The 24723-nt window shown below is 67.8% G+C and carries 22 protein-coding genes and 2 tRNA genes; 11 read left to right on the top strand and 13 right to left on the bottom strand.

Annotated features, from left to right (window positions below):
• Nucleotides 1-83: 83 nt before the first annotated feature.
• The 4 genes from AABN02_RS14340 to AABN02_RS14325 all read right to left on the bottom strand — a co-directional run bounded on the left by AABN02_RS14340 (nucleotide 84) and on the right by AABN02_RS14325 (nucleotide 2442).
• Nucleotides 84-1223, bottom strand: coding sequence for a hypothetical protein (locus AABN02_RS14340; RefSeq protein ID WP_338415606.1), 1140 nt, complete (start codon nucleotides 1221-1223; stop codon nucleotides 84-86).
• A gap of 31 nt (nucleotides 1224-1254) precedes the next feature.
• A tRNA-Arg gene (locus AABN02_RS14335) sits at nucleotides 1255-1331 on the bottom strand.
• A gap of 35 nt (nucleotides 1332-1366) precedes the next feature.
• Nucleotides 1367-1443, bottom strand: a tRNA-Pro gene (locus tag AABN02_RS14330).
• Between the two features lie 39 nt (nucleotides 1444-1482).
• Complete coding sequence (locus tag AABN02_RS14325; RefSeq protein WP_338415605.1) at nucleotides 1483-2442, bottom strand: carbohydrate kinase; 960 nt, start codon at nucleotides 2440-2442, stop codon at nucleotides 1483-1485.
• A 197-nt stretch (nucleotides 2443-2639) separates the two neighbouring features.
• On the opposite strand from AABN02_RS14325, the gene AABN02_RS14320 reads away from it, so the two are divergent.
• The 4 genes from AABN02_RS14320 (at nucleotide 2640) to AABN02_RS14305 (ending at nucleotide 5999) form a co-directional block, all read left to right on the top strand.
• Nucleotides 2640-3626, top strand: coding sequence for a substrate-binding domain-containing protein (locus AABN02_RS14320; protein WP_338415604.1), 987 nt, complete (start codon nucleotides 2640-2642; stop codon nucleotides 3624-3626).
• A 112-nt stretch (nucleotides 3627-3738) separates the two neighbouring features.
• A complete protein-coding gene (locus AABN02_RS14315) occupies nucleotides 3739-4698 on the top strand; it encodes an ABC transporter permease (protein ID WP_338415603.1) in 960 nt (319 codons plus the stop codon).
• Between the two features lies 1 nt (nucleotide 4699).
• Entirely contained in the window at nucleotides 4700-5506 is an 807-nt protein-coding gene (locus tag AABN02_RS14310; protein WP_338415602.1) for an ATP-binding cassette domain-containing protein, read from the top strand.
• Nucleotides 5507-5528: 22 nt separating this feature from the next.
• Complete coding sequence (locus AABN02_RS14305) at nucleotides 5529-5999, top strand: RbsD/FucU domain-containing protein (protein WP_338415601.1); 471 nt, start codon at nucleotides 5529-5531, stop codon at nucleotides 5997-5999.
• Nucleotides 6000-6076: 77 nt separating this feature from the next.
• On the opposite strand, the gene AABN02_RS14300 is transcribed toward AABN02_RS14305, so the two are convergent.
• The 3 genes from AABN02_RS14300 to AABN02_RS14290 all read right to left on the bottom strand — a co-directional run bounded on the left by AABN02_RS14300 (nucleotide 6077) and on the right by AABN02_RS14290 (nucleotide 10830).
• Nucleotides 6077-6322, bottom strand: a complete 246-nt coding sequence (locus AABN02_RS14300; protein ID WP_338415600.1) for a GlsB/YeaQ/YmgE family stress response membrane protein — start codon at nucleotides 6320-6322, stop codon at nucleotides 6077-6079.
• 86 nt (nucleotides 6323-6408) lie between these two features.
• The gene (gene hrpA / locus AABN02_RS14295; RefSeq protein WP_338415617.1) at nucleotides 6409-10290 is read right to left on the bottom strand and encodes an ATP-dependent RNA helicase HrpA; all 3882 of its coding nucleotides are present in this window, start codon (nucleotides 10288-10290) and stop codon (nucleotides 6409-6411) included.
• A gap of 138 nt (nucleotides 10291-10428) precedes the next feature.
• Complete coding sequence (locus tag AABN02_RS14290; RefSeq protein ID WP_338415599.1) at nucleotides 10429-10830, bottom strand: VOC family protein; 402 nt, start codon at nucleotides 10828-10830, stop codon at nucleotides 10429-10431.
• Between the two features lie 104 nt (nucleotides 10831-10934).
• On the opposite strand from AABN02_RS14290, the gene argA reads away from it, so the two are divergent.
• The 5 genes from argA (at nucleotide 10935) to moaA (ending at nucleotide 15129) form a co-directional block, all read left to right on the top strand.
• Nucleotides 10935-12275 carry an amino-acid N-acetyltransferase gene (argA, locus tag AABN02_RS14285; protein ID WP_338415598.1) on the top strand — a complete coding sequence of 447 codons (1341 nt, stop codon included), beginning with the start codon at nucleotides 10935-10937 and terminating at the stop codon, nucleotides 12273-12275.
• A gap of 22 nt (nucleotides 12276-12297) precedes the next feature.
• Nucleotides 12298-12570 carry an oxidative damage protection protein gene (locus AABN02_RS14280; protein ID WP_338415597.1) on the top strand — a complete coding sequence of 91 codons (273 nt, stop codon included), beginning with the start codon at nucleotides 12298-12300 and terminating at the stop codon, nucleotides 12568-12570.
• A gap of 89 nt (nucleotides 12571-12659) precedes the next feature.
• Nucleotides 12660-13004 (top strand): H-NS histone family protein, encoded by a 345-nt coding sequence (locus AABN02_RS14275; protein WP_338415596.1) that lies wholly within the window; start codon nucleotides 12660-12662, stop codon nucleotides 13002-13004.
• Nucleotides 13005-13319: 315 nt separating this feature from the next.
• Nucleotides 13320-13910, top strand: a complete 591-nt coding sequence (locus AABN02_RS14270) for a C40 family peptidase (RefSeq protein WP_338415595.1) — start codon at nucleotides 13320-13322, stop codon at nucleotides 13908-13910.
• Between the two features lie 61 nt (nucleotides 13911-13971).
• On the top strand, nucleotides 13972-15129 hold the full coding sequence (gene moaA, locus AABN02_RS14265; protein WP_338415594.1) for a GTP 3',8-cyclase MoaA: 1158 nt from the start codon (nucleotides 13972-13974) through the stop codon (nucleotides 15127-15129).
• A gap of 3 nt (nucleotides 15130-15132) precedes the next feature.
• On the opposite strand, the gene ispF is transcribed toward moaA, so the two are convergent.
• From ispF to ispD, 3 genes are all read right to left on the bottom strand, one after another.
• Entirely contained in the window at nucleotides 15133-15618 is a 486-nt protein-coding gene (ispF, locus tag AABN02_RS14260; protein WP_338415593.1) for a 2-C-methyl-D-erythritol 2,4-cyclodiphosphate synthase, read from the bottom strand.
• Nucleotides 15615-16187: an NYN domain-containing protein gene (locus tag AABN02_RS14255; RefSeq protein WP_338415592.1), complete on the bottom strand. Its 573-nt coding sequence runs from the start codon at nucleotides 16185-16187 to the stop codon at nucleotides 15615-15617. The genes ispF and AABN02_RS14255 overlap by 4 nt, the downstream gene beginning before the upstream one ends.
• An 84-nt stretch (nucleotides 16188-16271) precedes the next feature.
• Complete coding sequence (ispD, locus tag AABN02_RS14250; protein WP_338415591.1) at nucleotides 16272-16985, bottom strand: 2-C-methyl-D-erythritol 4-phosphate cytidylyltransferase; 714 nt, start codon at nucleotides 16983-16985, stop codon at nucleotides 16272-16274.
• Between the two features lie 73 nt (nucleotides 16986-17058).
• Between ispD and mfd the strand changes: the two genes are divergently transcribed.
• Both mfd and serB read left to right on the top strand, forming a co-directional pair.
• The gene (mfd, locus tag AABN02_RS14245) at nucleotides 17059-20520 is read left to right on the top strand and encodes a transcription-repair coupling factor (RefSeq protein ID WP_338415590.1); all 3462 of its coding nucleotides are present in this window, start codon (nucleotides 17059-17061) and stop codon (nucleotides 20518-20520) included.
• 69 nt (nucleotides 20521-20589) lie between these two features.
• Entirely contained in the window at nucleotides 20590-21312 is a 723-nt protein-coding gene (gene serB / locus AABN02_RS14240; RefSeq protein WP_338415589.1) for a phosphoserine phosphatase SerB, read from the top strand.
• On the opposite strand, the gene AABN02_RS14235 is transcribed toward serB, so the two are convergent.
• From AABN02_RS14235 to dsbD, 3 genes are all read right to left on the bottom strand, one after another.
• Nucleotides 21299-22198: an HDOD domain-containing protein gene (locus AABN02_RS14235; protein WP_338415588.1), complete on the bottom strand. Its 900-nt coding sequence runs from the start codon at nucleotides 22196-22198 to the stop codon at nucleotides 21299-21301. The genes serB and AABN02_RS14235 overlap by 14 nt on opposite strands.
• Before the next feature lie 146 nt (nucleotides 22199-22344).
• Nucleotides 22345-22854 carry a ribonuclease E activity regulator RraA gene (gene rraA, locus AABN02_RS14230; protein ID WP_338415587.1) on the bottom strand — a complete coding sequence of 170 codons (510 nt, stop codon included), beginning with the start codon at nucleotides 22852-22854 and terminating at the stop codon, nucleotides 22345-22347.
• 3 nt (nucleotides 22855-22857) lie between these two features.
• Entirely contained in the window at nucleotides 22858-24540 is a 1683-nt protein-coding gene (gene dsbD / locus AABN02_RS14225; protein ID WP_338415586.1) for a protein-disulfide reductase DsbD, read from the bottom strand.
• Between the last annotated feature and the right edge of the window lie 183 nt (nucleotides 24541-24723).

The following is a 24723-nucleotide window of genomic DNA, read 5'->3' as shown; positions in this document are numbered from 1 at the left end:
GACACCGAATTCGGAAATACCAGCCCTCTGAATGGCGACTGATCACGACAAATCAAGGCAGAAACAGCGGATTACTGCACAGACTATCCAGCACGCCGCAGCCAGGCACGCCCGACCGTCCACTCCAGCACGACCGCCACCGCCATCAGCCCCGCCCCTAGCAGCAGCACTCGCACCGGCGACCAGCCCTGCACGCTCCACCAGAAGCCCCCCAGCGCCAGCATCCGGAAGGCCCACAGCACGACCTCGCGCACGACGATGCGGTCCGCCAGCGCGCCTTCCAGGTCGAGCAGCCGCTGGTTCAGCACCTGCTCGCTGGCGGCCCAGAACGGTTGCACCGCAGCCAATGTCAGCAGATGGACGACGTAGAGCGCCGGATGCCAGACACTCGCCCCCAGCAGCAGATGGGCGGCGACCATGCCGACGGCGGCCAGCGCCATCCAGCGCAGGCGATTTCCGGCGTGCCGACGGCCGCGCAGCGCGAACAGCGCCAGGCCGCCGAACACCGTCGCGGCGCTGGCCGTCCAGCCGTAGTGGCTCACGACCCCGAGCGCCTGCACCGCGCCGCTGGCCCCGAGCACCATGCCCACGCCCATCAGTCCCGACTCCAGCCCGTACAGCGGCAGGCAGCGCACGAAACCGGGCTGCCGCACCACGGCCATCGGGCGCTCCCAATGGATCGCTGGCGTGCTCGGCAACCGGCGCGGCGCCCAGACCGCAGCCACCAGCGCCAGCGCCGCATAGCTGGTGTAGACCGCCGCAGCGCGTTCACCGGTCATCGACAGGAACAGCGTGACCGTCAGCGTGGCGCAGAGCCCGGCGAAGACGGTCCAGACGGTGGTGTGGGCCGCGTAGGGGTCGCGGTCGGCGTCGGCGAGCAGGCTCAGCTCCAGCCACAGCCGTGCGCCCCAGGTCAGCCCGATGAATGCGCCGATCGCCACGGCCAGCCACAGTGGCTCGTCCTGCGCCAGCAGCAGCACCAGCGCGGGGAGTAGGAAACCCGCGCGGATCAGGTGCGCCGGCTGCAACGACCAGCGCCGCCCCAGCGCGAAGGCGCCGACGATGCACGCCATCGTGGCGGTCAGCATCACCGCCGTGAACACGACGGCCAACGTCCAGCCGCGCTGCGCGAACACGAGTACGCCGGCGAAGCCGATCAGCGTCGAGAAGGCGCCTTGGCAGGCGATGAAGGGGAGGAGGCGGCGTTCCAGCGGAGTGGACATGCGCGGATGCGGTGGGTGCGGGGTGCCTGAGTGGCCTGCCCGGAGAGACTCGAACTCCCGACCCCCGGCTTAGAAGGCCGGTGCTCTATCCAGTTGAGCTACGGGCAGTGTGCAGATTGAAGAATCTGGCGGTGTGAAGTTCTTGGTCGGGGCGAAAGGATTCGAACCTTCGACCCTCTGGTCCCAAACCAGATGCGCTACCAGGCTGCGCTACGCCCCGACAAGAGCCTTAGATCATAGCTGATTTTTCAACTGGATGTCAGATACTTGCACGCAGTTCGCTTCGGCGCGGCAGATCGGGGCCGCGGCGGGTGCAGGTGATGGCCGCGGCGTTGGCCGCGAAGTCGGCCACGCGCCGCACTTCGTCGAGCGTGAGGCTGGCCAGTCCAACCGGGCTGAGCCGGCCGAGTTCCGCCAGCGCCACGAGTGTGGCGGCCTGGAAGGTGTCGCCCGCACCGACGGTGTCCTGCACCTGCACCTTGGGCGCCGGCACCTCGCACTGCCCTTCCCGCGTCCACGCCAGCGCACCGTCGCCGCCGCGCGTCATCATCACCAGCGACACCCCCGCCGCCAGCCAGCGCGCCGCCAGATCGGCCGGATCCCGTTCCGGATACAGGCGCTCGAAGTCCTCGTCGCTGAGCTTGAGCAGGTGCGTGCGCGCCGACATCCATTCGATGTTGTCGCGCCAGGCGTCCAGCGAGGGCTCGACATTCAGCCGCACGTTCGGGTCGTAGGAGATGACGGTGGTGGTGTGGCGCTGCTCGACCAGCGTCCGGATGGTGGAGGCGATCGGCTCGACCACGCAACCGAAGGAGCCGAAATGGATCGCGGCCACTTCGGCCGGCAGGCGCGCGAGGTGTTCCGGCAGCAACTGGCGGTCCGAGCCACCCGTGCCGTAGAAGCGGTAGCTGGGCACGCCGTTGGCGTCGACACCGACCAGGCTCAGCGTCGTGGGCGCGTCGTTCAGGACCACCGCCTCGGTCGAGATGCCCTCGTCGACCACGCTCTTCAGGATGCGCTCGCCCAGGAAATCGCGCGAGATCGCTCCCAGAAACACCGCCGGCTGCCCCATGCGCTGCACACCAGCGGCCACATTCAGCGGCGAACCACCGACCACGGCATCCAGATGCAGGCCGGTGGGCGTGGGGCCGTCCTGGAACACGTCCAGCAGGGACTCACCACAGATGACGATGGACAGATTCGCAGGCGCTGCACTCATGGTTTGCTCGGTCAACGGAGTTGGGGTCGCGATCGTCTCATCAGTGGGCCGTGCGGACACTAGGGAAACCACTAAATCAAGCTGGTTGATTTAATTAGTCAAGCCGCTACCATTCGTTCCGCAGGTTCACCACCCAGCGGACCTCACCTCACCACCTGGCCCGTTCCACTGGCCGCCTTTTCTTCCGGAGACAAAACATGTCGCGTCTTTCCACCCTGGGCTTCGCTGCCGCTCTCGCCTGCTTCGCCACCTCGACGATGGCTGCGCAGCCCGTCATCGGCCTGATCACCAAGACCGAAACCAACCCGTTCTTCGTCAAGATGAAGGAAGGCGCCGAAGCCGAAGCCAAGAAGCTGGGTGCCAAGCTGCTGTCGGCTGCCGGCAAGCAGGACGGTGACACCGCCGGCCAGATCACCGCGATGGAAAACATGGTCGCCGCCGGTGCCAAGACCATCCTGATCACCTCGTCGGGTGACGCGATCGTCCCGACGATCAAGAAGATGAAGGCCCAGGGCGTGCAAGTCATCGCCCTTGACAGCCCGGTGCCGGAAGCGGACGCCCTGTTCGCCACCAACAACTACAAGGCCGGCGAGCTGATCGGCGCTTACGCCAAGGCCACGCTGGGCGGCAAGAAGGCCATCATCGCCACGATGGATCTGTTCCCTGGCCACCCGGTCGGTGCGCAGCGCCACAACGGCTTCCTGGCCGGCATGGGCATGAAGACCCTGCCCGCCGAGAGCAACGAGCTGGCCCAGCCGGCGGACGTGGTCTGCATGGCCGACTCCTTCGGCGACGCCGCCAAGGGCCAGACCGGCATGGAAAACTGCCTGCAGAAGAACGCCGACATCAACGTGGTGTACGCCATCAACGAACCCGCAGCCGCCGGTGCCTACAAGGCGCTGAAGGCCGCTGGCAAGGAAAAGAGCGTCGTCATCCTGGGTGTGGACGGCATGTGCTCCAACGGCGTGGGCAACGTCGAGAAGGGCGTGATCGCCGCGACCTCGATGCAGTACCCGCTGAAGATGGCTGCGATGGGCGTGGCCGCTGGTGTCAAGTTCGCCAAGGACGGCAAGCGCCAGTCGGGCTACACCGACACCGGCGTGGACCTGGTGGCGGCCAAGGCGGTTGCTGGCGTCAAGAGCATCGACACCAAGCAGGCCCGTGGTCAGTGCTGGGGTGACTGATCTGGCGTGAGGATCTCTGACCGCACAGGGGCCATCGATCGATCGTCCCTGACCGGAAAGCCCCGTGACCACGGGGCTTTCCTTTCATGCACGCCACCAGCGAGCCAAACCCATGCATTCGCTCAAAGCCAAGCTCCCCCCGATCGGGACACTGGGCCCAGCCATCGCGCTGATCCTGGCCTGCGGCTTCTTCTCGTTCCAGCACGAACGCTTTCTCACGCTGCAGAATTTCTCGCTGATCCTGCAGCAGGTCATGGTAGTCGGCACGATCGCCATCGGCCAGACCCTGATCATCCTGACCGCCGGCATCGACCTGTCCTGCGGCATGGTCATGGCCCTGGGCTCCATCGTGATGACCAAGGTCGCCGCCGACTACGGCCTGAACGCGCCTCTGGCCATCCTCTGCGGTGTTGCCGTGACGACCCTGTTCGGCCTGATCAACGGCCTGCTCGTCACCCGCATCAAGCTGCCCCCCTTCATCGTCACGCTGGGCACGCTGAACATCGCGTTCGCCGTCACGCAGCTCTACTCGCACGCCCAGACGATCACCAACATCCCCGACGGCATGAACCTGCTGGGCGAGACCTTCGGTCTGGGCGGCGCCCGCGTCGCCTACGGCAGCGTGCTGATGCTCGCGCTGTACGTCGCCACCTGGCTCTGGCTGCGCGAGACCGCGCCGGGCCGCCACGTCTACGCCGTGGGCAACAACCCCGAAGCGACCCGCCTGACCGGCATCCCGACCGACCGCGTGCTGCTGACCGTCTACGCGCTGGCCGGCACCTTCTACGGCATCGCCTCGATGCTGGCCGTTGCCCGCACCGGTGCCGGAGATCCGAACGCCGGCCAGACCGAGAACCTGGACGCCATCACCGCGGTCGTGCTGGGGGGCACCAGCCTGTTCGGTGGCCGCGGCATCATCCTGGGCACGCTGGTGGGTGCACTGATCGTTGGCGTGTTCCGCAACGGCCTGACGCTGATGGGTGTGTCGTCGGTCTACCAGATCCTGGTGACCGGCATCCTGGTGATCCTGGCCGTGGCCACGGATCAGATGTCGCGCAAGGGAGGTCGCTGAGATGAGCGCACAAGCACAAAACACGAAGCCGCAAATCGTGATGCAGGCCAAGGGCCTGGTCAAACGCTACGGCCAGGTCACCGCCATCGACGGCGCCGACTTCGAGCTGCGCGCCGGTGAGATCCTGGCGGTGATCGGCGACAACGGCGCAGGCAAGTCCTCGCTGATCAAGTGCCTGTCGGGCGCCACCATCCCCGACGAAGGCGAGATCTGGCTGGACGGCCAGCCGATCCACTTCAAGAGCCCGATCGACGCGCGCCGCGTCGGCATCGAGACGGTCTACCAGGATCTGGCCGTGGCACCCGCCATGACGATTGCCGAGAACCTCTTCCTCGGTCGCGAGCTGCTGCGCCCCGGCTTTGCCGGCAGCGTGCTGCGCATGATCGACAAGAAGAAGATGCTCGAACAAAGCATTGCGCGCATGAACGACCTGAAGGTCGGCATCCGCTCGATGACGCAGGCGGTGGAGACGCTCTCGGGCGGTCAGCGCCAGTGCGTGGCGGTGGCGCGGGCGGCGGCGTTTGCCGAGCACGTCGTCATCCTGGACGAGCCGACGGCGGCGCTCGGTGTCAAGGAAGGCAACATGGTGCTGGAGCTGATCCGCCGGGTGCGCGACAAGGGCCTGCCGGTGATCCTGATCAGCCACAACATGCCGCACGTCTTCGAAATCGCCGACCGCATCCACGTCGCCCGCCTGGGCAAGCGGGCCGCGGTGCTGAATCCCAAGAAGATCAGCATGAGCGACACCGTGGCGGTGATGACGGGGGCCATGACGGCCGACCAGATCCCCAAGGAAGCGCTCGCCTGAGCCGCACAGAGGAGAAGACAAGATGCTCAAGGGGATTGATCCATTGCTGACGCCGCAGTTGCTGCAGGTGCTCGCGGAGATGGGCCATGGCGACGAGATCATCGTGGCCGACGCCAACTTCACCGCCGCCAGTCTCAGCATCGGGCCGGACGGACGGCGCAAGCCCATCATCCACCTGCCGGGCGCCGGCATCCAGCGCACGGCGCAGGCGCTGCTCAGCCTGCTGCCGCTGGATGCGGCGGTGTCGCAGCCGATCGCCTACATGAAGGTCTGCGACACGCCGGACGGCTACCGCAGCCGGCTGCAGCGCGAGGTGATCGATCTGATCGAGTCGGGTGGACACGCGCGTGGCGAGCAGTGCGCGGCGATCGAGCGATTCGCGTTCTACGACCGGGTGCGCACGGCATTCGCCATCGTGCTGACCAGCGATCTGCAGCCCTATGGCAACTTCCTGTTCAAGAAGGGTGTCATCGGCGAGGCGCTGGACGCCTGATCGGTGGCCGGACGGACCCCGCTCGGGGAACGTTGGAAGGCCGGCGCGATGCCGGCTTTTTCATGCCAACGCCCGTCTCAGGCGCTCTTGAGCTTGCCCACCACGAACAGCAGCACGGCCGCACCGATCACCGACGCGATGTAACTGGCCGCCTGCCCCTGCGCATACCAGCCGAGCGCCTGCCCGGCATAGCCAGCGACGAACGATCCAGCGATGCCCAGCACGGTCGTCAGGATGAAGCCCAGCGCCTGCGTGCCCGGAATGATCCAGCGTGCCACGAGGCCGATCAGGAAGCCCACGATCACCATCACTACAAAACCCATGACCATCTCCTCAGAGGTGCCGCCACCGTTGGCGGTGGCCCACTGTAGGAGAAATTCGTGAACTTTGTCACCAGATCTGGTGCAGCCTACTGATTCAGCTGGGCCCAAACCTTGTCCAGCCGCTTCACGCTCACCGGCTGCGGCGTGCGCAATTCCTGCGCGAACAGGCTCACGCGCAACTCTTCCAGCAGCCAGCGGTACTCGGTCAGGCGGTTGTCGTCGGTGCCCTTGAGGTCGGCGAGGCGGCGCGTGTAGCGCGTCTCCAACGGGCGCAGCTCAGCCAGGCGCTGGGCATCGCGCACGGGGTCGGCGCGCCACTTGTCCAGGCGCAGCACGATGGCCTTGAGGTAGCGCGGCAAGTGGTGGAGCTGCGACCAGTGCGTCTGCGCGATGAAGCGCTTGGGCACGAGGCGCTGCAATTGCCCGGTGATGTCGTCGGCGACCTCCTTCGGCACCCGGCTGTCCTTGAGCTTGCGCAGCGCGGCGGCGTAGTCGATCAGGATGGTGCCAGCCGTGCGGGCGACTTCCTGCGCAATCAGGTTCAGGCGCGGGCGGCCCTCGTCGATGCGGCGCTGGAAAGCGGCCGCGTCGGTCGGCAGCGGATCCGCGAGGAAAGCCCGCGTCAGCGCCACGTCGATGATCTGGTCGCGCAGCTCTTCCTGCGTGCCCAGCGGCATGTAGGCCACCGACATCTTCTGCAGGTCCGGGATGTTCTTTTCCAGGTACTTCAGCGGCTCCTTGATGTTCAGCGCCACCAGCCGGCGCAGGCCGTTGCGGTGCTTCGCAGCGGCGGCGTCCGGCTCGTCGAACACCTCGATCTCGACATGCGCGCCGCAGTCGATCAGCGCCGGGAAGCCGATCAGCGTCTGGCCGGCCTTGCGGATCTCCATCAGCTCGGGGAGTTCGCCGAAGGTCCAGGTGGTGTACTGGGCGGGGGGGGCGCTCGGTGCGTTACCCCCTCCCCGGCCCTCACCCGCTGGGGGAGGGAGAGATGCGGCAGACGGCAATGCCCGCGAGCCTTGCGCAGCCCCCGTCTTGCCCCCTCCCCCAGCGGGGGAGGGTTGGGGTGGGGGTTCGCTACGCGCAGCCACCTTCAACCCCGCCAACGCCTGAAACGCCGTCCGCGCCTGCCCGCCCAGCTCCGCCTTCAAGGCCGCCAGATTGCGCCCGATGCCGAGCTGCCGGCCATGCTCATCCACGATGCGGAAGTTCATGAACAGGTGCGGCGCCACCATCTCCAGCTTGAAATCGTTGCGCTGCACGGCGATCTGCGTGCGCTCGCGCACCGCCTTGAGCAGCACGTCAACGAGGTTGCCCTGCGCGAACGGGTTCAGCTCGACGAACTCGGCCACATAGTCTGGTAGCGGCACCAGCCGCGAACGCGGGCGCTGGTGCAGGCTCTTGACCAGCGCCAGCACCTTGGCCTCCAGCATCCCCGGCACCAGCCACTCGCAGCGCTCCTCGCTGACCTGGTTGAGCGCGTAGATCGGCACCGCCACGGTCACGCCGTCCTTGGCGTCGCCCGGGTCGTGCAGGTAGGTGGCGGTGCAGTCGATGCCGCCCAGCCGGATCGTCTTCGGGAAGGCGGTGGTGGTGATGCCGGCCGCCTCGTGGCGCATCAGCTCGTCGCGCGTCAGGTGCAGCAGCTTCGGCCCGGACAGCTCCGCCTTGCTCTCGTGGCGGTACCAGCGCTCGAAGGTCGCGCCGCTGACCACGTCACGCGGCAGCTGCGCGTCGTAGTAGGCGTGGATCAGCTCGTCGTCGACCAGCACGTCCTGGCGGCGCGACTTGTGCTCCAGCTCCTCGACCTGCCGGATCAGCTTCTGGTTGTGGGCGAGGAAGGACAGCTTCGTCTCCCACTCGCCGTTGACCAGCGCCTCGCGGATGAAGATCTCGCGCGCGGCCGGGGCATCGACATTGCCGAAGTTCACCCGCCGGTTGCTGTAGAGGACGATGCCGTAGAGCGTGGCCCGCTCCAGCGCGGTGACCTCGGCGGCCTTCTTCTCCCAGTGCGGTTCCAGCAACTGGACCTTGAGCAGGTGGCCCGCGATCGGCGGAATCCAGGCCGGGTCGATCGCGGCCAGCCCGCGCCCGAACAGGCGCGTCGTGTCGACCAGTTCGGCCGCGACCAGCCAGCGGCCCGGCTTCTTGCTCAGGTGCGCACCCGGGTGGCGCCAGAACTTGATGCCGCGCGCGCCCAGGTACCAGTCCTCGTCCTCGGACTTCAGGCCGATGTTGCCCAGCAGGCCGGCGAGCATCGACAGGTGGATCTGGTCGTAGGTCGCCGCCGAGCCGTTGAGGCGCCAGCCGTGTTCGGCGACCACGGTGTGGAGCTGGCTGTAGATGTCGCGCCACTCGCGCACACGGCGCGGGCTGACGAAGCTCTCGCGCAGGCGCTGTTCCTGCTGGCGGTTGCTGAGCTTGTGGGCGGCGCCTTCGGTCGGCGCGTGGTGGCCCTTGCCCTCGTCGATCCACTTCCAGAGCTTCAGGTAGCCCATGAACTCCGAGCGTTCGTCGTCGAACTTCTTGTGCTTCTCGTCGGCGTTCTGCTGCTGGTCCATCGGCCGGTCGCGCACGTCCTGCACGCTCAATGCCGACGCGATGATGAGCACCTCGTTCAGCGCCTCGCGGTTGCGCGCCTCCAGGATCATGCGGCCGACCCGCGGGTCGAGCGGCAGCCGCGCCAGCTCCTGCCCGATCGGCGTCAGCTCGTTCAGGTCATCGACCGCGCCGAGTTCGCCCAGCAGCGCGTAGCCGTCGGCGATGGCCTTGCGCGGCGGTGGCTCCAGGAACGGGAAGTCTTCGACCAGCCCGAGCCGCAGCGACTTCATGCGCAGGATCACGCCGGCCAGCGACGAACGCATGATTTCCGGGTCGGTGAAGCGCGGGCGGCCGAGGAAATCCTTCTCGTCGTAGAGCCGGATGCAGATGCCGTTGGCCACGCGCCCGCAGCGGCCGGCGCGCTGGTTGGCCGCCGCCTGGCTGATCGGCTCGATCTGCAGCTGCTCGACCTTGGTGCGGTAGCTGTAGCGCTTGACACGGGCGTGGCCGGTGTCGATCACGTAGCGGATGCCGGGCACCGTCAGCGAGGTTTCCGCGACGTTGGTGGCCAGTACGATGCGCTTGCCGCCGCCGGTCTCGAACACACGGTCCTGCTCCTGCTGCGACAGCCGCGCGAACAGCGGCAGGATGTCGGCGTGGCGGTGCAGCGGCTGGTGGCTGAGGTGTTTCCTCAAGTGCTCAGCGGCATCGCGGATCTCGCGCTCGCCGGGCAGGAAAATGAGGATGTCGCCCGAGCCGCTGCGCCAGAGGTCGTCCACCGCGTCGGCGATGGCGTCGTCGAGCCCGTAGTCCTTGCTGTCCTCGAAGGGTTTCCAGCGTTGCTCGACCGGGAAAGTGCGCCCGCTGACGAGGATCACCGGCGCCGGCCCCTTGGCCGAGGCGAAGTGCTGCGCGAAGCGGTCGGCGTCAATCGTGGCCGAGGTGACGACGATCTTCAGGTCGGGCCGCCGCGGCAGGATCTGCCGCAGGTAGCCGAGCAGGAAGTCGATGTTGAGGCTGCGTTCGTGGGCCTCGTCGATGATCAGGGTGTCGTAGTTGCGCAGCAGCGGGTCGGACTGGGTCTCGGCGAGCAGGATGCCGTCGGTCATCAGCTTGACCGAGGCGCCGGCCTGCAGGCGGTCCTGGAAGCGCACCTTGTAGCCGACCACCTCGCCCAGCGGCGATTTCAGTTCGTCGGCGATGCGCTTGGCGACCGAACTGGCGGCGATGCGGCGTGGCTGCGTGTGGCCGATCAGCCCGGAGCCGCCCGCACCCAGGCCGCGGCCGAGTTCGAGCGCGATCTTCGGGATCTGGGTGGTCTTGCCGGAGCCGGTCTCGCCGCAGACGATGATGACCTGGTGCTCGCGCATCGCCTGCGCGATCTCGTCGCGCCGGGCCGAGACCGGCAGCGCGTCCGGATAGGTGATCGGCGGGACGGGGTTGGCGGGGCGGCGCGCGGGCGCGGCGGCGGCAGCGGTCCGCTTCGGCGGCGCGGCGGGAGGGGTGGGGAGCGTCGGGTTCACAGGGGGCGGATTATCGCCGCCCTGCCCCGCGGCCCGCTGCGCTCAGGTGGGCGCGTCGCCCGGCATCCCGTATTCCATGATGTTGAGCACCGCGCCCTGCGGATCCTGCAGCACCGCGAAGCGCCCGATCCCGGGGATGTCGGTCGGCTCGATGAGCACCCGCCCGCCCAGTGCGGCGCATTCGCCTGCGGTTTCGTCGGCGTTGTCCACCGTCACATAGGGGCACCAGTTCGGAGGCATCCCCGGCGGCGCGGTGGGCGGGATGCCCATGATGCCGCCGATCGCGGTGTCGCCGACCTTGAGGATGCGGTACGGGCCTTGCGGCATCGGCATCGTCTCCACGGTCCAGCCGAAGAGCTGGTGGTAGAAGTCGGCCGAGTGCGCCGGGTCGGTGGTCATCAGCTCGGACCAGCTGATGGCGCCATGGGTCTTGAACACGTCCATATCGAGAGCCTCCTGGGCAGGCGGGGAAAGCCCCATGCTGCGACGCGGCGGCCGAGGCGTCAACGGGAAGACACCCGATGCGCGTCGGGCACAATCCAGACCCCATGAGCCTCGTCTTTCCGCACACCTTCGTTCCCTGGTTCCGCTCGGTGGCGCCGCACATCCACGCGTACCACGGCAAGACCTTCGTCATTGGCATGGCTGGCGAGCTGGTGGCCGCCGGCAAGCTCAATGCGTTCGTGCAGGACCTGTCGCTGCTGCACGCCATGGGCATCAAGCTGGTGCTGGTCCACGGCTTCCGGCCACAGGTCAACGAGCAGCTGCGCGCCAAGGGCCACGCCTCGCGCTTCAGCCACGGCAAGCGCATCACCGACCCGGTCGCGCTCGACTGCGCGCAGGAGGCCGCCGGTCAACTGCGCTTCGAGATCGAGGCCGCGTTTTCACAAGGCCTGCCCAACACGCCGATGGCCAACGCGACCGTGCGGGTGGTGTCGGGCAACTTCCTGACCGCGCGCCCCGTGGGCATCGTCGACGGCGTGGACTTCATGCACAGCGGCGTCGTGCGCAAGGTCGATTCGGCCACCATCCGCCGCGCCATCGACATCGGCGCACTGGTGCTGCTGTCGCCCTTCGGCTTCTCGCCGACGGGGGAAGCCTTCAACCTGTCGATGGAGGATGTCGCCACCGCCACAGCCGTGGCGCTGCAGGCCGACAAGCTGCTCTTCATGACCGAGATCCCGGGCATCCACGAAAACCTGGACGACCCGGAAAGCGCCATCGACACCGAACTGGCGCTGGCCGAGGCGCGGCGCCTGCTCGCGAAGCTGCCGCCGCCGACCCAGCCGAGCGAGCCGGCGTTCTACCTGCAGCACTGCGTGCGCGCCTGCGAAGGCGGGGTCGAGCGCTCGCACATCCTGCCGTTTGCTGCCGACGGGGCCGTGCTGCTGGAAATCTTCACCCACGACGGCGTGGGCACCATGGTGGTCGACGAGAAGCTGGAAAGCCTGCACGAGGCCACCGCGGACGACGTGGGCGGCATCCTGCAGCTGATCGAGCCCTTCGAGCGCGACGGCACGCTGGTCAAGCGCAGCCGCACCGAGATCGAGCGCGACATCACCACCTACACCGTCATCGAGCACGACGGCATCATCTTCGGCTGCGCGGCGCTCTATGCCTATCCGGAGGCGCGCACGGCGGAAATGGCCGCGCTGACCATCTCCCCGCAGGTCCAGGGCCAGGGCGACGGCGAGCGCATCCTCAAGCGCATCGAGCAGCGCGCCCGCGGCATGGGTCTCGACAGCATCTTCGTGCTGACCACGCGCACGATGCACTGGTTCGTCAAACGAGGCTTCCAGCAGGTCGATCCCGACTGGCTGCCCGAAGCCCGAAAGCGAAAATACAACTGGGACCGGCGCTCGCAGGTGCTGGTCAAGAAACTCAGCTGAATCACCCGAAAGGAAAATACCGATGGCACGCACCATTCAATGCATCCTGCTGAAAAAGGAAGCCGAAGGGCTCGACTTTCCGACCTATCCCGGCGAACTGGGCAAGCGCATCTACCAGAGCGTGAGCAAGGAAGCCTGGCAGCAGTGGCTCAAGCACCAGACCATGCTGGTCAACGAAAACCGCCTGAATCTGGCCGACGCGCGCGCACGCCAGTATCTGGCGCGCCAGATGGAGAACTATTTCTTCGGCGCCGGTGCCGACCAGCCACAGGGTTACGTGCCCCCGATGGAATGATTCGAGATACCCTCACGCCAAGTTCGCACTGGACAGCAGGAAGCAAAAGTTTCTAGAATCCGGCCCGGATCAACCGTTGGGGAAAACACATGTCCACCTATCAAGAACTCGTCGCGCAAAAAGCGGAACTGGATCGGCTGCAAGCTGACCTGGAAAAGCAGATTGCCGAAACCCTGCGCAATGAACGCGCCGGCGTCATCCACCAGATCAAGACGCTGATGGCCGAAAACGGCATCACCGCCGCCGATCTCGCCTCCGGCAGGCCCGGACGCCCGCCGAAAATCGGCATCGCAGAGCCCGGCACGACCCGCAAGGTCGCCGCCAAGTACTGCGACAAGGACACCGGCGAATCCTGGTCGGGCCGTGGCCTGAAGCCCAAGTGGCTGACGGCTGCCCTCGAAAACGGCCGCTCGCTGGTCGAATTCGCCGTCTGACCGCCGCAGCGCACCCCTGAGCGAAGACCTTGCTCCGCTCCACCAAAACCACCTTTGGGTGGTTTTATTTTTTCATTTCAGGCAGACTGTCGGACCGATTCCAGTGGCGCGGATCGGACAACCCAGACTGAAGTCTGTTGAGCAGGACTCAGATTCAGCCGTCGGGCAGCCTTAAGAATTGAGGGTTAGTTGCGGATTGACAGCATCTCGACCCGTCCCTATGCTCCGGCGGTGACTTTTCTCACACTCAATTACCCCATGCAAGGTTTGTACTCGGCATTTCGGTCTCTGGTTCTGTCTGGTCTCGCAGCCGCCATGCTCACCATGGTCAGCCTGCCGGTTCAGGCCTTGCCGGAGGGCACCGACACGATCAGCCGCTTCCTGCAGGAACGTTTCACCGGCGAAAGCACGGCTGCCACGCCGTCGACCGGTGCCGGCAGCCGCACGGAGGACCTGCTGGGCGGCGTCCGTGAAAAGGCGTCCGACCTGGTGCTGTCCGCGATGAACTTCCTGGGTGTGCGCTACCGTTTCGGCGGCACCAGCGAGGAAACCGGTTTCGACTGCAGCGGCTTCACGCGCCATGTCTTCGAGAACAGCGTCGGGCTGCTGCTGCCGCGCCGCTCCTCGGAGCAGGCGCAGGCACCCGGTCTGCTCTCGATTCGCCAGGACGACCTCAAGCCCGGCGATCTGGTGTTCTTCAACACGATGCGCAGCGCGTTTTCCCATGTCGGCATCTATGTCGGCGAGGGCAAGTTCATTCATGCGCCGCGCACCGGCAGCACCGTGCGCGTCGAGGACATGCGCCAGGATTACTGGCTGCGCCGCTTCGACGGCGCACGCCGTGTCCCACAATTGAGCACCAGTTCCGCGCCGCGCAACCTCGGCAGCGTCAATGCCGGCAACTGAGTCGTACTGACTTTCTGCTCCGGCTTGGCAGGCCGCCTGAAACAGGCACAATGCAGCCGCCATGTCGGAACGAAACATCATCGCCATCGTCGATCAGCGCAGTGCCACGGCGCCCCAGCCGGCACTGCCGCGGATTCCTGCCGCCCTGCCGTCGCCCAATGGCCTGCTGAGTGACGGGCTGGGCCGCCCGCTGCGTGATTTGCGAATATCGGTGACCGACCGGTGCAACTTCCGCTGCAGCTACTGCATGCCGAAGGAAATATTCGACAAGAACCACCAGTTTCTGCCGCAGTCTGCGCTGCTGAGTTTCGAGGAAATTCTCCGGCTGGCCCGGATCTTCGTGGCGCACGGCGTGCACAAGATTCGGCTCACCGGTGGCGAGCCGCTGCTGCGCAAACACCTGGAGCGCCTGATCGAGTTGCTGGCCGCACTGCGCACCCCGGAGGGCACCCCGCTCGACCTGACGCTGACGACCAATGGCTCCCTGCTCGCACGCAAGGCCGTCGCCCTGAAAGCCGCTGGATTGAACCGCGTCACCGTCAGCCTCGACGGCATGGACGACGCCGTATTCCGCCGCATGAACGATGTCGATTTTCCGGTGGCCGACGTGCTGGCAGGCATCGACGCTGCGGTGGCCGCCGGGCTCGGGCCGATCAAGGTCAACATGGTGGTCAAGCGGGGCACCAACGAGCAGGAAATCGTGCCGATGGCGCGCCATTTCCGCGACCACTACCACGGGCAGGTGGTCCTGCGTTTCATCGAATACATGGACGTCGGTGCCACCAACGGCTGGCGCATGAACGAGGTGATGCCCTCGGCCGAGGTGCAGCGCCTGATCGACCGCCATTTCCCGCTGGAAGCGGTCGATCCCAGCCAGCCCGGCGAAACCGCGGAGCGCTGGCGCTACCGGGACGGGCGCGGCGAAGTGGGATTCATCTCGTCGGTGACGCAGGCCTTCTGTGGCGACTGCAACCGGGCCCGGCTGTCCACCGAAGGGCAGCTCTACCTCTGCCTGTTCGCCCAGCAGGGCCACGACCTGCGCAGCCTGCTGCGAACCGCGCATCCGTCCGGCCGGCCTTACAGCGATGAGGAAATCGCTGCTGCCGTCGGACTGATCTGGCAGGACCGTGACGACCGCTATTCGCAGCAGCGCGCCAGCCAGCCCGAGAGCACCGGCGCGTCCGGCCGGCGCATCGAGATGAGCTACATCGGCGGCTGAGGTTCAGCGCGCCAGCAGGCAGACGGCACGCGCCTCGATCGATTCGCCCCGCCCCACCGGCCCCAACCGCTCGGCCGTCTTGGCCTTGACGTTGACGCAGTCCACGCCAATCTCCAGCGCCAGCGCGATCGCCTCGCGCATGGCCGGGATGTGCGGCGCCATCTTGGGCGCCTGGGCGACGATGGTGCTGTCCACGTTGACGATGGACCAGCCCTCGGCCCGCACACGCCGCGCGGCTTCGGCAAGCAGGCGCCGCGAATCCGCCCCCTTGAACTCGGCCGCGGTGTCGGGGAAATGCCGGCCGATGTCACCCAGCCCGGCCGCGCCGAACAGCGCGTCGGTGATGGCGTGCAGCAGCGCGTCGGCGTCCGAATGCCCGAGCAGCCCGAGCCCATGGGGAATCGTCACCCCGCCCAGCACCAGCGGACGGCCGGCGACCAGCGCATGGGTGTCCCAGCCCTCGCCGATCCGCAAGGCCGCCGCGTTCATGCCGAAACCACAGACCCGGTGCCGTAGCTGGGCTTGTCCTTGTCGATCGCCGGGTGCATGTCGTCCATCCACAGCACGTGGTCGGCGTAGCACTGCAGGTCGGTCGACAGATTGGACATGGCGCCGTGCAGCCAGAACTCCTTGTGCAGTTCGGACTTGATGTAGGTGATCGCGTCCTCGAAGTCTCCGTCACCCGCCGACAGGATCAGGCGGTCGTACACGCCTTGCGCGGCCAGCTTGATGATCAGCGTGGCGATGCCCACGTCCACGCCCTTCTGCACCGAGCGGTGGAAGGGATGCGCGCAGCTCGGGCAGGTGGTGTTCAGGTCCTTGATCGTGTAGAGCTGGACGCGCATCTTCGGGCCGCGCGGCGGGGCCGACTTGAGCCAGCTGTGGAAGGCGTTCTGGCTCTCGGTGGCGGCGTCCGGCGTCGAGTTGAGGTAATACGCCTCGTAGATCGGCCCACCGTTGAGGCGGGTCATCTCGGCCTTGAGCTTGAGGTAGTCAAAGGGGCGGTTGCGGCCATAGTTGAACAGGTAGGCCCCGTCCACGATCCATACAGTTTTCATGGTGTTGTAGTCCGGAAATAAGAAGAAGTCAGGTGAGACGAAGAAGTCAAGCCAGGAAGATACGTTCTCTGCGACATCCCGCAGTCAGGGGGAGCCATTTAAGCCTCTCATCAGCCGCTCGGCGAGGACAAAGTCCTCGGGCCAGGTGACTTTCAGATTGGTGAGATCCCCAAGTATCAGTTTCGGAGCATGTCCGAGCGCTTCGATGGCGCTGGACTCGTCCGTGACCGCCTCCCCTGCGAAGCGCAATGCAGGCAGGAGCAGACCGGCACGGAACATCTGGGGCGTCTGCGCGGCCCACTTGCCGGTGCGGTCGACCGTCGACGACACCCGCCCTCCCTCGGCCTGCTTGAGCGTGTCGGCCAGCGGCAGTGCCAGCAGACCGCCCACTTCGTCGTCCAGACAGGCATCGATCAGGCGATCGACCCAGGCTGGCTGCAACAGGCATCGGGCAGCATCATGCACCAGAACCCAGTCGTGCGGCTGAACTCCCCGGGCCTGCAGTTCGAGCAGCCCGCCGGCCACGCTCTCCGCGCGCGTGGCACCACCGCAGTGCGCCACCCAGGCCCGCTCGCCGACATGGTCCGGCGCGGCGGCCTCGAACTGCCCGTCCCCCGGCGACAGCACGACCAGCGTGGCCTCGATGCGCGCGACCTGTGCCAGCGCCGCCAGCGTGTGCGCCACCATGGACCGACCGGCGACGGTCTGGTATTGCTTGGGGCCTCCAGCGCCGGCGCGCAGGCCGACGCCCGCACAAGGGACCAGGGCAAAACAACGGGGAAGGGTTCCGATCTGCATGCCCCGGATTGTCGCCGCTGGCGGGCCGCGGCCTAGAATCGCCGCCGACTTCGCGGCCTGACCGAACCCACCCATGCAGCTTCCCAAGATCGCCCCCGGCAACCGTTTCACCGTGCCCCGCCCGCTCGGATCGGCCGACGCGCTGCTGCTCGCCCGGTTCGCGCAACAGCACAAGGCGGCGGGACACGTGCTGGGCGTGGTCACCGCCGAGCCGGCCGATGTGCAGCGCCTGCCGGACGAACTGGCCTTCTTCGCGCCCGAGCTGCGCGTGGCCGTGTTCCCGGACTGGGAGACCCTGCCCTACGACACCTTCAGCCCGCACCAGGACCTGATCTCCGAGCGGCTGGCCACGCTCTGGCGCATCCGCTCGGGCGAGGTCGATGTCGTGCTGCTGCCGGCAACCACCGCGCTGACGCGGCTCGCACCGCCGTCCTTCATGGCCGGCTACACCTTCCATTTCAAGCAGAAGCAGAAGCTCGACGAAGCGAAGCTGAAGGCCCAGCTCACCCTCGCCGGCTACCAGCACGTCAGCCAGGTCGTCTCGCACGGCGAATACGCCGTGCGCGGCGGGCTGATCGACCTGTTCCCGATGGGCTCGCTGGTGCCCTTCCGGGTCGACCTGTTCGACAACGAGGTCGACTCGATCCGCGTCTTCGACCCCGACAGCCAGCGCAGCCTCTACCCCGTGCCCGAAGTGCGGCTGCTGCCCGGCCGCGAGTTTCCGATGGACGAGCGCGCCCGCCAGGATTTCCGGGCCCGCTGGCGCGAGCGCATGGAGGGCGATCCGAGCAAGGCGCGCCTCTACAAGGACATCGCCCAGGGCATCGTCGGCGGCGGCATCGAGTACTTCCTGCCGCTGTTCTTCGACGAGACGGCCAGCATCTTCGACTACCTCGGCCCGAACGCCGTGCTCGCGCTGCACGGCGAGGTCAACGAGGCACTGGAGCGCTTCTGGACCGAAACGCGCGAGCGCCACCGCTTCCTGCAGCACGACCCCGAGCGGCCCATCCTGCCGCCGGAAGACCTGTACCTGAAGCTGGACGAGTTCTTCACCCGCTGCAATGACCACGCCCAGCTCTCGATCCGCGGCAGCGAGGCCGTGGACTGGGCGCGGCCGCTGCCCGATCTGGCCATCGAGCGCGGCGGTCAGGACCCGCTGCGCAAGCTGGAGGAACACCTCGCCCGCACCGCGCGCAGCCAAGGAGAGACCCGCTCGCCGACCCGCGTGCTGATCGTCGCCGAAAGCGCCGGCCGCCGTGAAAGCATGCTGGAGCTGCTGCGCGACCACCGGCTGGAGCCGCCCTCGGTCGACACGCTGGCCGCCTTCCTCGCCAGCGAGCACCGCTACGCGATCACCACCTCGCCGCTGGCGGCCGGCTTCTTCTGGACCGAGTCGCACGTCCAGTTCGTCACCGAGACCGAGCTGTTCGACAGCGCGCCCACCAACCGCCGCCGCCGCCGGCAAGAAGCCACCAGCGACGTCGAGGCGCTGATCAAGGACCTGTCCGAGCTGAAGGTCGGCGACCCGGTGGTGCACGCCAACCACGGCATCGGCCGCTACCAGGGCCTGATCGGCATCGACCTCGGCGAAGGCCCGACCGAGTTCCTGCACCTCGAATACGCCGACAAGGCGACGCTTTACGTCCCCGTGTCGCAGCTGCACCTGATCAGCCGCTACACCGGCGTCAGCGCGGACGAGGCACCGCTGCACCGCCTCGGCTCCGGCCAGTGGGAGAAGGCCAAGCGCAAGGCTGCCGAGCAGGTGCGCGACGCTGCGGCCGAGCTGCTCAACCTCTACGCCCGCCGCGCCGCGCGCGAAGGCCACCCCTTCCGCTACTCGGCGCAGGACTACGAGGCCTTCGCCGCCAGCTTCGGCTTCGAGGAGACCGCGGACCAGAACGCCGCGATCCACGCCGTCATCCAGGACATGATCAGCCCGCGCCCGATGGACCGGCTGGTCTGCGGCGACGTGGGCTTCGGCAAGACCGAGGTGGCGCTGCGGGCGGCGTTTGTCGCGGTCACGGGCGGCAAGCAGGTCGCGCTGCTGGCCCCGACCACGCTGCTGGCCGAGCAGCACCACCAGACGCTGGTCGACCGCTTCGCGCAGTGGCCGGTGAAGGTCGCCGAGATGAGCCGCTTTCGCTCGCCCAAGGAGGTCAAGGCGGCGATGGAAGGGCTGGCCAACGGCACCGTGGACATCGTGGTCGGCACGCACAAGCTGCTCAGCCCGGACACCAAGTTCAAGAACCTGGGCCTGCTCATCATCGACGAGGAACACCGCTTCGGTGTGCGCCACAAGGAGCAGATGAAGGCGATGCGGGCGGAGGTCGACGTGCTCACGCTGACCGCGACGCCGATCCCGCGCACGCTGGGCATGGCGCTCGAAGGCCTGCGCGACCTGTCGGTGATCGCCACCGCGCCGCAGCGCCGGCTGGCGATCAAGACGTTTGTCCGCAACGAGAGCAAGGGGGTGATCCGCGAGGCCGTGCTGCGCGAGCTGCAGCGCGGCGGGCAGGTCTACTTCCTGCACAACGAGGTCGACACGATCGAGAACCGCCGCCAGTCGCTGCAGGAGCTGATCCCCGAGGCCCGCATCGGTGTCGCCCACGGCCAGATGCCCGAACGCGAGCTGGAGCGGGTGATGCGCGACTTCGTGGCCCAGCGCCACAACGTGCTGCTGTGCTCGACCATCATCGAGACCGGCATCGACGTGCCGACCGCCAACACCATCCTCATGGCGCGCGCGGACAAGTTCGGCCTGGCCCAGCTGCACCAACTGCGCGGGCGCGTCGGCCGCAGCCACCACCAGGCCTATGCCTACCTGCTGGTGCCCGACATCGAGGGTTTGACCAAGCAGGCCCAGCAGCGGCTGGACGCGATCCAGAGCATGGAAGAACTCGGCTCCGGCTTCTACCTCGCGATGCACGACCTGGAGATCCGCGGCGCCGGCGAGGTGCTGGGCGACCACCAGAGCGGCAACATGATGGAGGTGGGTTTCCAGCTCTACAACGAGATGCTGTCGGAAGCGGTGCGCGCCCTCAAGGCGGGCAAGGAGCCGGACCTGCTCTCGCCCACCGGCTTCTTTGGCGCCACCACCGACGTCAACCTGCACGCGCCGGCGCTGCTGCCCGACGCCTATTGCCCGGACGTGCAGGTGCGCTTGAACCTCTACAAGCGCCTGGCCACCGCGGACAAGGCGGACAAGATCGACACGATGCTGGAGGAGTGTGTCGACCGCTTCGGCAAGCTGCCGGCGCAGGCGCAGGCGCTGTTCGACCTGCACCGGCTGCGCGTGCAGGCCAAGCCCTACGGCGTGACCAAGATCGATGCAGGCCCGGCGGTGATCAATATCCACTTCCGCCCGAATCCGCCGATCGACCCGATGCGCATCATCGAGCTGGTGCAGAAGAACCGGAACGTGAAGCTCGCCGGCAACGACAAGCTGCGCATCGAGCGGGCGTATCCGGATGCCAAGGACCGGGCGCAGTACGTGCGCGACGTGCTGCGGGCGCTGGGCACGCCGCAGACCCCGTGAGCGACCGGGCAAGCGACCGGGTAGGATCTCGGGTTCTCCAGAACCAACCTGCCGTCTGTGACCGCTGCGATGTCTGCTTCCCCCCGTGAACTTGCCCCCGGCCTGGTGATCCAGGGTTTCGAGCCCCCGCTGCGCCTGAGCGACTTCAAGCTCATCGCCTTCGACATGGACTCGACGCTGATCAACATCGAGTGTGTCGACGAGATCGCCGACGCCGCCGGGCGCAAGGCCGAGGTGGCCGCCATCACCGCCGCCGCGATGCGCGGCGAGATCACCGACTACAAGGACAGCCTGCGCCGCCGCGTGGCCCTGCTGAAGGGCGTGCCAGCCAGCGCGCTGGAGGCCGTCTACACGCAGCGCCTGCAGCTCAATCCGGGCGCCGAAGCGCTGGTCCAGGCCTGCCGCGCTGCGGGGCTGAAGACGCTGCTGGTCTCGGGTGGATTCACCTTCTTCGCGGACCGCGTGGCCGCCCGCCTGCAGCTCGACGAGGCCCGCAGCAACCTGCTGGAGATCGTCGACGGCCAGCTGACCGGCCGCATGGTCGACCAGCCCTGGGGCGACATCTGCGACGGCGAGGAAAAGCGCCGCACGCTGCTGGCCACCTGCGCGCGCATGGGCATCGCCCCGTCGCAGGCCATCGCCATGGGCGACGGTGCCAACGACCTGCCGATGATGGGCGTCGCAGGCCTGTCCGTGGCACACCATGCCAAACCCGCCGTGCGCGCCCAGGCCATGGTCGCCATCGACGACGGCGGGCTGGACCGCCTGCTCGACGTCTTCAGGGACCGCTGAGCACCATCTGGGTCCGGATCTCGTCGCTCCAGTCCTCGAAATCGTCCTCGCTCATGCCCAGCGCCGCCAGCGCCTGGGCGCCGCCACGCTGCCACTCGCCGTGGCGGTTGCGGCCGCGGTGGAGCTGGATCATGCGCTCGGCCACCAGCGCCAGCGCGATCAGCAGGCTGGACGGCCGGCGACGGTGTTCCACGCCCAGCACGCGGTAGTCGTGGTGCAGGCAGACCGCCTCGACGATCTCCTCGCCGACGCCCCAGGTCCGGGCCAGCGCCGCACCGACGACCGCATGGTCGGTGCCATGCCGCCCACGCTCGACCTCGGTGAACGGCCGGAAGCCGAGATTGGCCTCCGCCAGCGTGGCGCGGTAGCTGGGTGATTCGAAGCGCTGCAGCAGCACGGGAATCCCGACGTCGCAGAACAGCCCGAAGGTCTGCGCCACGTCCGGCGCGACCTCGCCGTGCCGGCGCGCCAGCCAGGCCATCGCCACGCTGCGCCGGTGCGCGACGTCCCAGAAGCGCTCCAGCGACGGCCCGTGCGCGGGCAGCACCTCGCGCAGGGCCAGCGCACTGAGCAGCGCGGTACAGCGCACGGGCCCGAGCCGCTCGAAGGCCTGGGCCAGCGTGCCGCGACCGCGCCCGCGGCCGAGCCAGGGGGCGTAGGCCGCCTTCAGCAGCGCGGCGGAAACGGCCACGTCCGTCATGGCGATGCGGGCGAGTTCCTCGCTGCGGGGCGGCGTGCGCGCCAGTTCGGCGCGCAGGCGCAGCAGCATGTCAGGACACGGCGGAATGCCGATGTCGGCGACCAGCGCCGACAGCATCAGTGCATCGGGCAGGGCCGACGCCACCGAGGGCGCGAGGAGGTCAGACGGGACGGAGAGCACATGCATAGCCACTTTTCGGCGCCCATGCCACCGCCCTGTATGCACGGTTCCGCTTGGCCGTGATGAACCGCACGACCTGAATCCATGATCTCGGAATGCAAACGCCGGGATTTCGTGCAGATCCGGGCCGATTCAGGCCGATTCGATGGGCTTCAGCGCGCGGCGGGCAGCACGACGATGCCGTCCGCGTCGGCCACCAGCCAGTCGCCGGGCCGCACGGTCACGCCCTGGATCTGCACGGCCACATCGACCAGACCGGCCTGGCGGCGGTCGGTCGGCAGCGGCATGGGGGCCAGCGCGAACAGGCCCACGTCGCTGGCGGCCAGTTCCGCCAGATCGCGCACGCAGCCATCCACCACGACACCGGCCCAGCCATTGCGCGCCGCCGCGGCCGCGATGTTGCCGCCGATGAGCGCCCGGCGCAGCGAGCCAGCGCCGTCGACCACCAGCACGCGGCCGTGGCCGGGGCCTTCCAGCGCCGCCTTGACGGAGGTGTTGTCCTCGAAACACTTCACGGTGGTCACCGGGCCGGCGAAGGCCGCGCGGCCGCCGAACGAGCGGAACACCGGCGGCAGCACACGGAAGGCGCCGCTGGTGTCGGACTTGTGCAGGTCGCAGAGGTCGCAGGTCGAGGTGAGCGTGGTGGGAGCAGGTGCAGTCATGGTTCAGGGAGATGAAGGACGCAGCGGCGCCGCATCCAGATGGGACAGGAAGGTGGAGGCGCGCTGGAAGCCGATGACGCGGTGCGCCGGCAGCTCGCGCCCCGCCGTGTCGAACAGCAGGATGGCGGGCGGACCGAACAACTCGTAGCGGCGCATCAGGGCCTTGTCGTCGGCGTTGTTGGCGGTCACGTCGACCTGCAGCAGCAGCATCCCGGCCAGGCGGGCCTTGACGGCCGGGTCGGTGAAGGTGAAGCGCTCCATCTCCTTGCAGGAGACACACCAGTCGGCATAGAAGTCGAACAGCACCGGGCGCCCGGCCGTGCGCACCGCCTCGTCCAGCTCGGCCATGGTGCGGACGCGGCGGAACACCACGCCATCGCCTGGCGTCTGGTGGGTGGCGGCACCGGCGGCGTCCGTCGTCGATTCAGCCCCGAAGGGCAGCACCGGCCAGACCATCCACGCCGCCACCGCCAGCAGCAGCACGCCGAAGCCGCGCTTGACCCACTCCATCCACGCACCCGCCTTGGGCAGCAGGGAGCCGGCCGACAGCCCCACCAGCATCAGCGGCACGCTCATGCCGCAGGCCATGGAAAACAGCGCCACGCCGCCCAGCACCACGTCCCGCGTCTGGCTGATGTAGACCAGCGCACCCGCCAGCGGCGCCGCCACGCACGGCCCGACGATCAGCGCCGACACCCCGCCCATCACGAACACGCCGCCGAGGCGCCCACCCTCGACTTGGCTGCTGGCCAGGTGCAGGTGGGTCTGCCACGAGGCCGGGATGTGGAGTTCATAGAAACCGAACATCGACAGCGACAGCGCCACCAGCAGCAGCGCGAACGCGCCCAGCACCCAGGGCGTCTGCAGCGCGGCGGCCAGCCCTTCGCCGGCCAGCCCCGCTGTCACCCCCATGGCGGTGTAGACCAGCGCCATGCCGAGCGCGTAGGCCGCCGACAGCATCAGCCCGCGCCGGCGCGACGCGGTGCCGTCCTGCCCCAGGATGATCGACGACAGGATGGGCACCATCGGCAGCACGCAGGGCGTGAACGACAGCAGCAGGCCCGCCAGCGCAAACACCCCCGCCACCGCCCACAGATTGCCCGAGCGCAGCACGGTACCGAAGCGGTCGAACACGCTGCTCTCGGCATCCGGTGTCGCTGTGAAGAACGGAACCGAATCGCCCGCCGCGGGGGCATCGGCCGCCAGGACACGCACGTCCCGCAAGACACCGGCCTCGTAGCGCACCTGCAACTGGTGGACCTGCGGCGGATAGCACAGGCCCTTGTCGGCGCAACCCTGGTGCGTCACCTTGACCAGGAACTGCGTGGGCGCGGACTGCACGGCCAGCGGCACCTCCAGCGCGTCGTGGTAGACCTCGACGTCCTTCTGGAAGGTTTCGTCGAACTTGACCACCCCGGCCGGATAGACCGGCGGCGCCAGCACGACGCCCGGCCCGACCGGCAGCACCTCGAAGCGCTCGCGGTACAGGTAGTAGCCGGGCGCGACGTCGAAGCGCAAGGACAGCGTGCGCGCATCGGCCACGCGCGCGCTGAGCGGAAAGGCCTGGTCCGGCGGCAGGAACTCTTCCGCCGCCCGCACCGGACCCGTGGCCACCAGCCACACCAGCACCGCAACGAAGCACCGCCACACCAGACGCCGGGCCTCGGAACCAGAGAAACTGTTCATCTTCATCGGATTAGCCTAACCGACCGGGAGTGTGCCCTGTCGGGACCCGGAATTCGGAGGGTCAGATCAAGAACCGGGCAACCCGGATCAGGGGGCGGCCAGGCCCTGTCCGCAGGGCTGCCACCGACCGGAGGTCACAGGCCTTCACATGCCCTCACACTCCGGCGATGCGCTGGCGTGCAT

The organism is uncultured Sphaerotilus sp. (genome assembly GCF_963924895.1).
Lineage (GTDB): Bacteria > Pseudomonadota > Gammaproteobacteria > Burkholderiales > Burkholderiaceae_C > Sphaerotilus.
This window is presented reverse-complemented; position numbering and strand designations above follow the sequence as displayed.

What these genes read in the sequence shown, in the direction of transcription:
- AABN02_RS14340 (WP_338415606.1), bottom strand. Translation starts at nt 1,223, where the DNA reads ATGTCCACTCCGCTGGAACGCCGCCTCCTCCCCTTCATCGCCTGCCAA.
- AABN02_RS14325 (WP_338415605.1), bottom strand. Translation starts at nt 2,442, where the DNA reads ATGAGTGCAGCGCCTGCGAATCTGTCCATCGTCATCTGTGGTGAGTCC.
- AABN02_RS14320 (WP_338415604.1), top strand. Translation starts at nt 2,640, where the DNA reads ATGTCGCGTCTTTCCACCCTGGGCTTCGCTGCCGCTCTCGCCTGCTTC.
- AABN02_RS14315 (WP_338415603.1), top strand. Translation starts at nt 3,739, where the DNA reads ATGCATTCGCTCAAAGCCAAGCTCCCCCCGATCGGGACACTGGGCCCA.
- AABN02_RS14310 (WP_338415602.1), top strand. Translation starts at nt 4,700, where the DNA reads ATGAGCGCACAAGCACAAAACACGAAGCCGCAAATCGTGATGCAGGCC.
- AABN02_RS14305 (WP_338415601.1), top strand. Translation starts at nt 5,529, where the DNA reads ATGCTCAAGGGGATTGATCCATTGCTGACGCCGCAGTTGCTGCAGGTG.
- AABN02_RS14300 (WP_338415600.1), bottom strand. Translation starts at nt 6,322, where the DNA reads ATGGGTTTTGTAGTGATGGTGATCGTGGGCTTCCTGATCGGCCTCGTG.
- AABN02_RS14290 (WP_338415599.1), bottom strand. Translation starts at nt 10,830, where the DNA reads ATGGACGTGTTCAAGACCCATGGCGCCATCAGCTGGTCCGAGCTGATG.
- argA (WP_338415598.1), top strand. Translation starts at nt 10,935, where the DNA reads ATGAGCCTCGTCTTTCCGCACACCTTCGTTCCCTGGTTCCGCTCGGTG.
- AABN02_RS14280 (WP_338415597.1), top strand. Translation starts at nt 12,298, where the DNA reads ATGGCACGCACCATTCAATGCATCCTGCTGAAAAAGGAAGCCGAAGGG.
- AABN02_RS14275 (WP_338415596.1), top strand. Translation starts at nt 12,660, where the DNA reads ATGTCCACCTATCAAGAACTCGTCGCGCAAAAAGCGGAACTGGATCGG.
- AABN02_RS14270 (WP_338415595.1), top strand. Translation starts at nt 13,320, where the DNA reads ATGCTCACCATGGTCAGCCTGCCGGTTCAGGCCTTGCCGGAGGGCACC.
- moaA (WP_338415594.1), top strand. Translation starts at nt 13,972, where the DNA reads ATGTCGGAACGAAACATCATCGCCATCGTCGATCAGCGCAGTGCCACG.
- ispF (WP_338415593.1), bottom strand. Translation starts at nt 15,618, where the DNA reads ATGAACGCGGCGGCCTTGCGGATCGGCGAGGGCTGGGACACCCATGCG.
- AABN02_RS14255 (WP_338415592.1), bottom strand. Translation starts at nt 16,187, where the DNA reads ATGAAAACTGTATGGATCGTGGACGGGGCCTACCTGTTCAACTATGGC.
- ispD (WP_338415591.1), bottom strand. Translation starts at nt 16,985, where the DNA reads ATGCAGATCGGAACCCTTCCCCGTTGTTTTGCCCTGGTCCCTTGTGCG.
- mfd (WP_338415590.1), top strand. Translation starts at nt 17,059, where the DNA reads ATGCAGCTTCCCAAGATCGCCCCCGGCAACCGTTTCACCGTGCCCCGC.
- serB (WP_338415589.1), top strand. Translation starts at nt 20,590, where the DNA reads ATGTCTGCTTCCCCCCGTGAACTTGCCCCCGGCCTGGTGATCCAGGGT.
- AABN02_RS14235 (WP_338415588.1), bottom strand. Translation starts at nt 22,198, where the DNA reads ATGCATGTGCTCTCCGTCCCGTCTGACCTCCTCGCGCCCTCGGTGGCG.
- rraA (WP_338415587.1), bottom strand. Translation starts at nt 22,854, where the DNA reads ATGACTGCACCTGCTCCCACCACGCTCACCTCGACCTGCGACCTCTGC.
- dsbD (WP_338415586.1), bottom strand. Translation starts at nt 24,540, where the DNA reads ATGAACAGTTTCTCTGGTTCCGAGGCCCGGCGTCTGGTGTGGCGGTGC.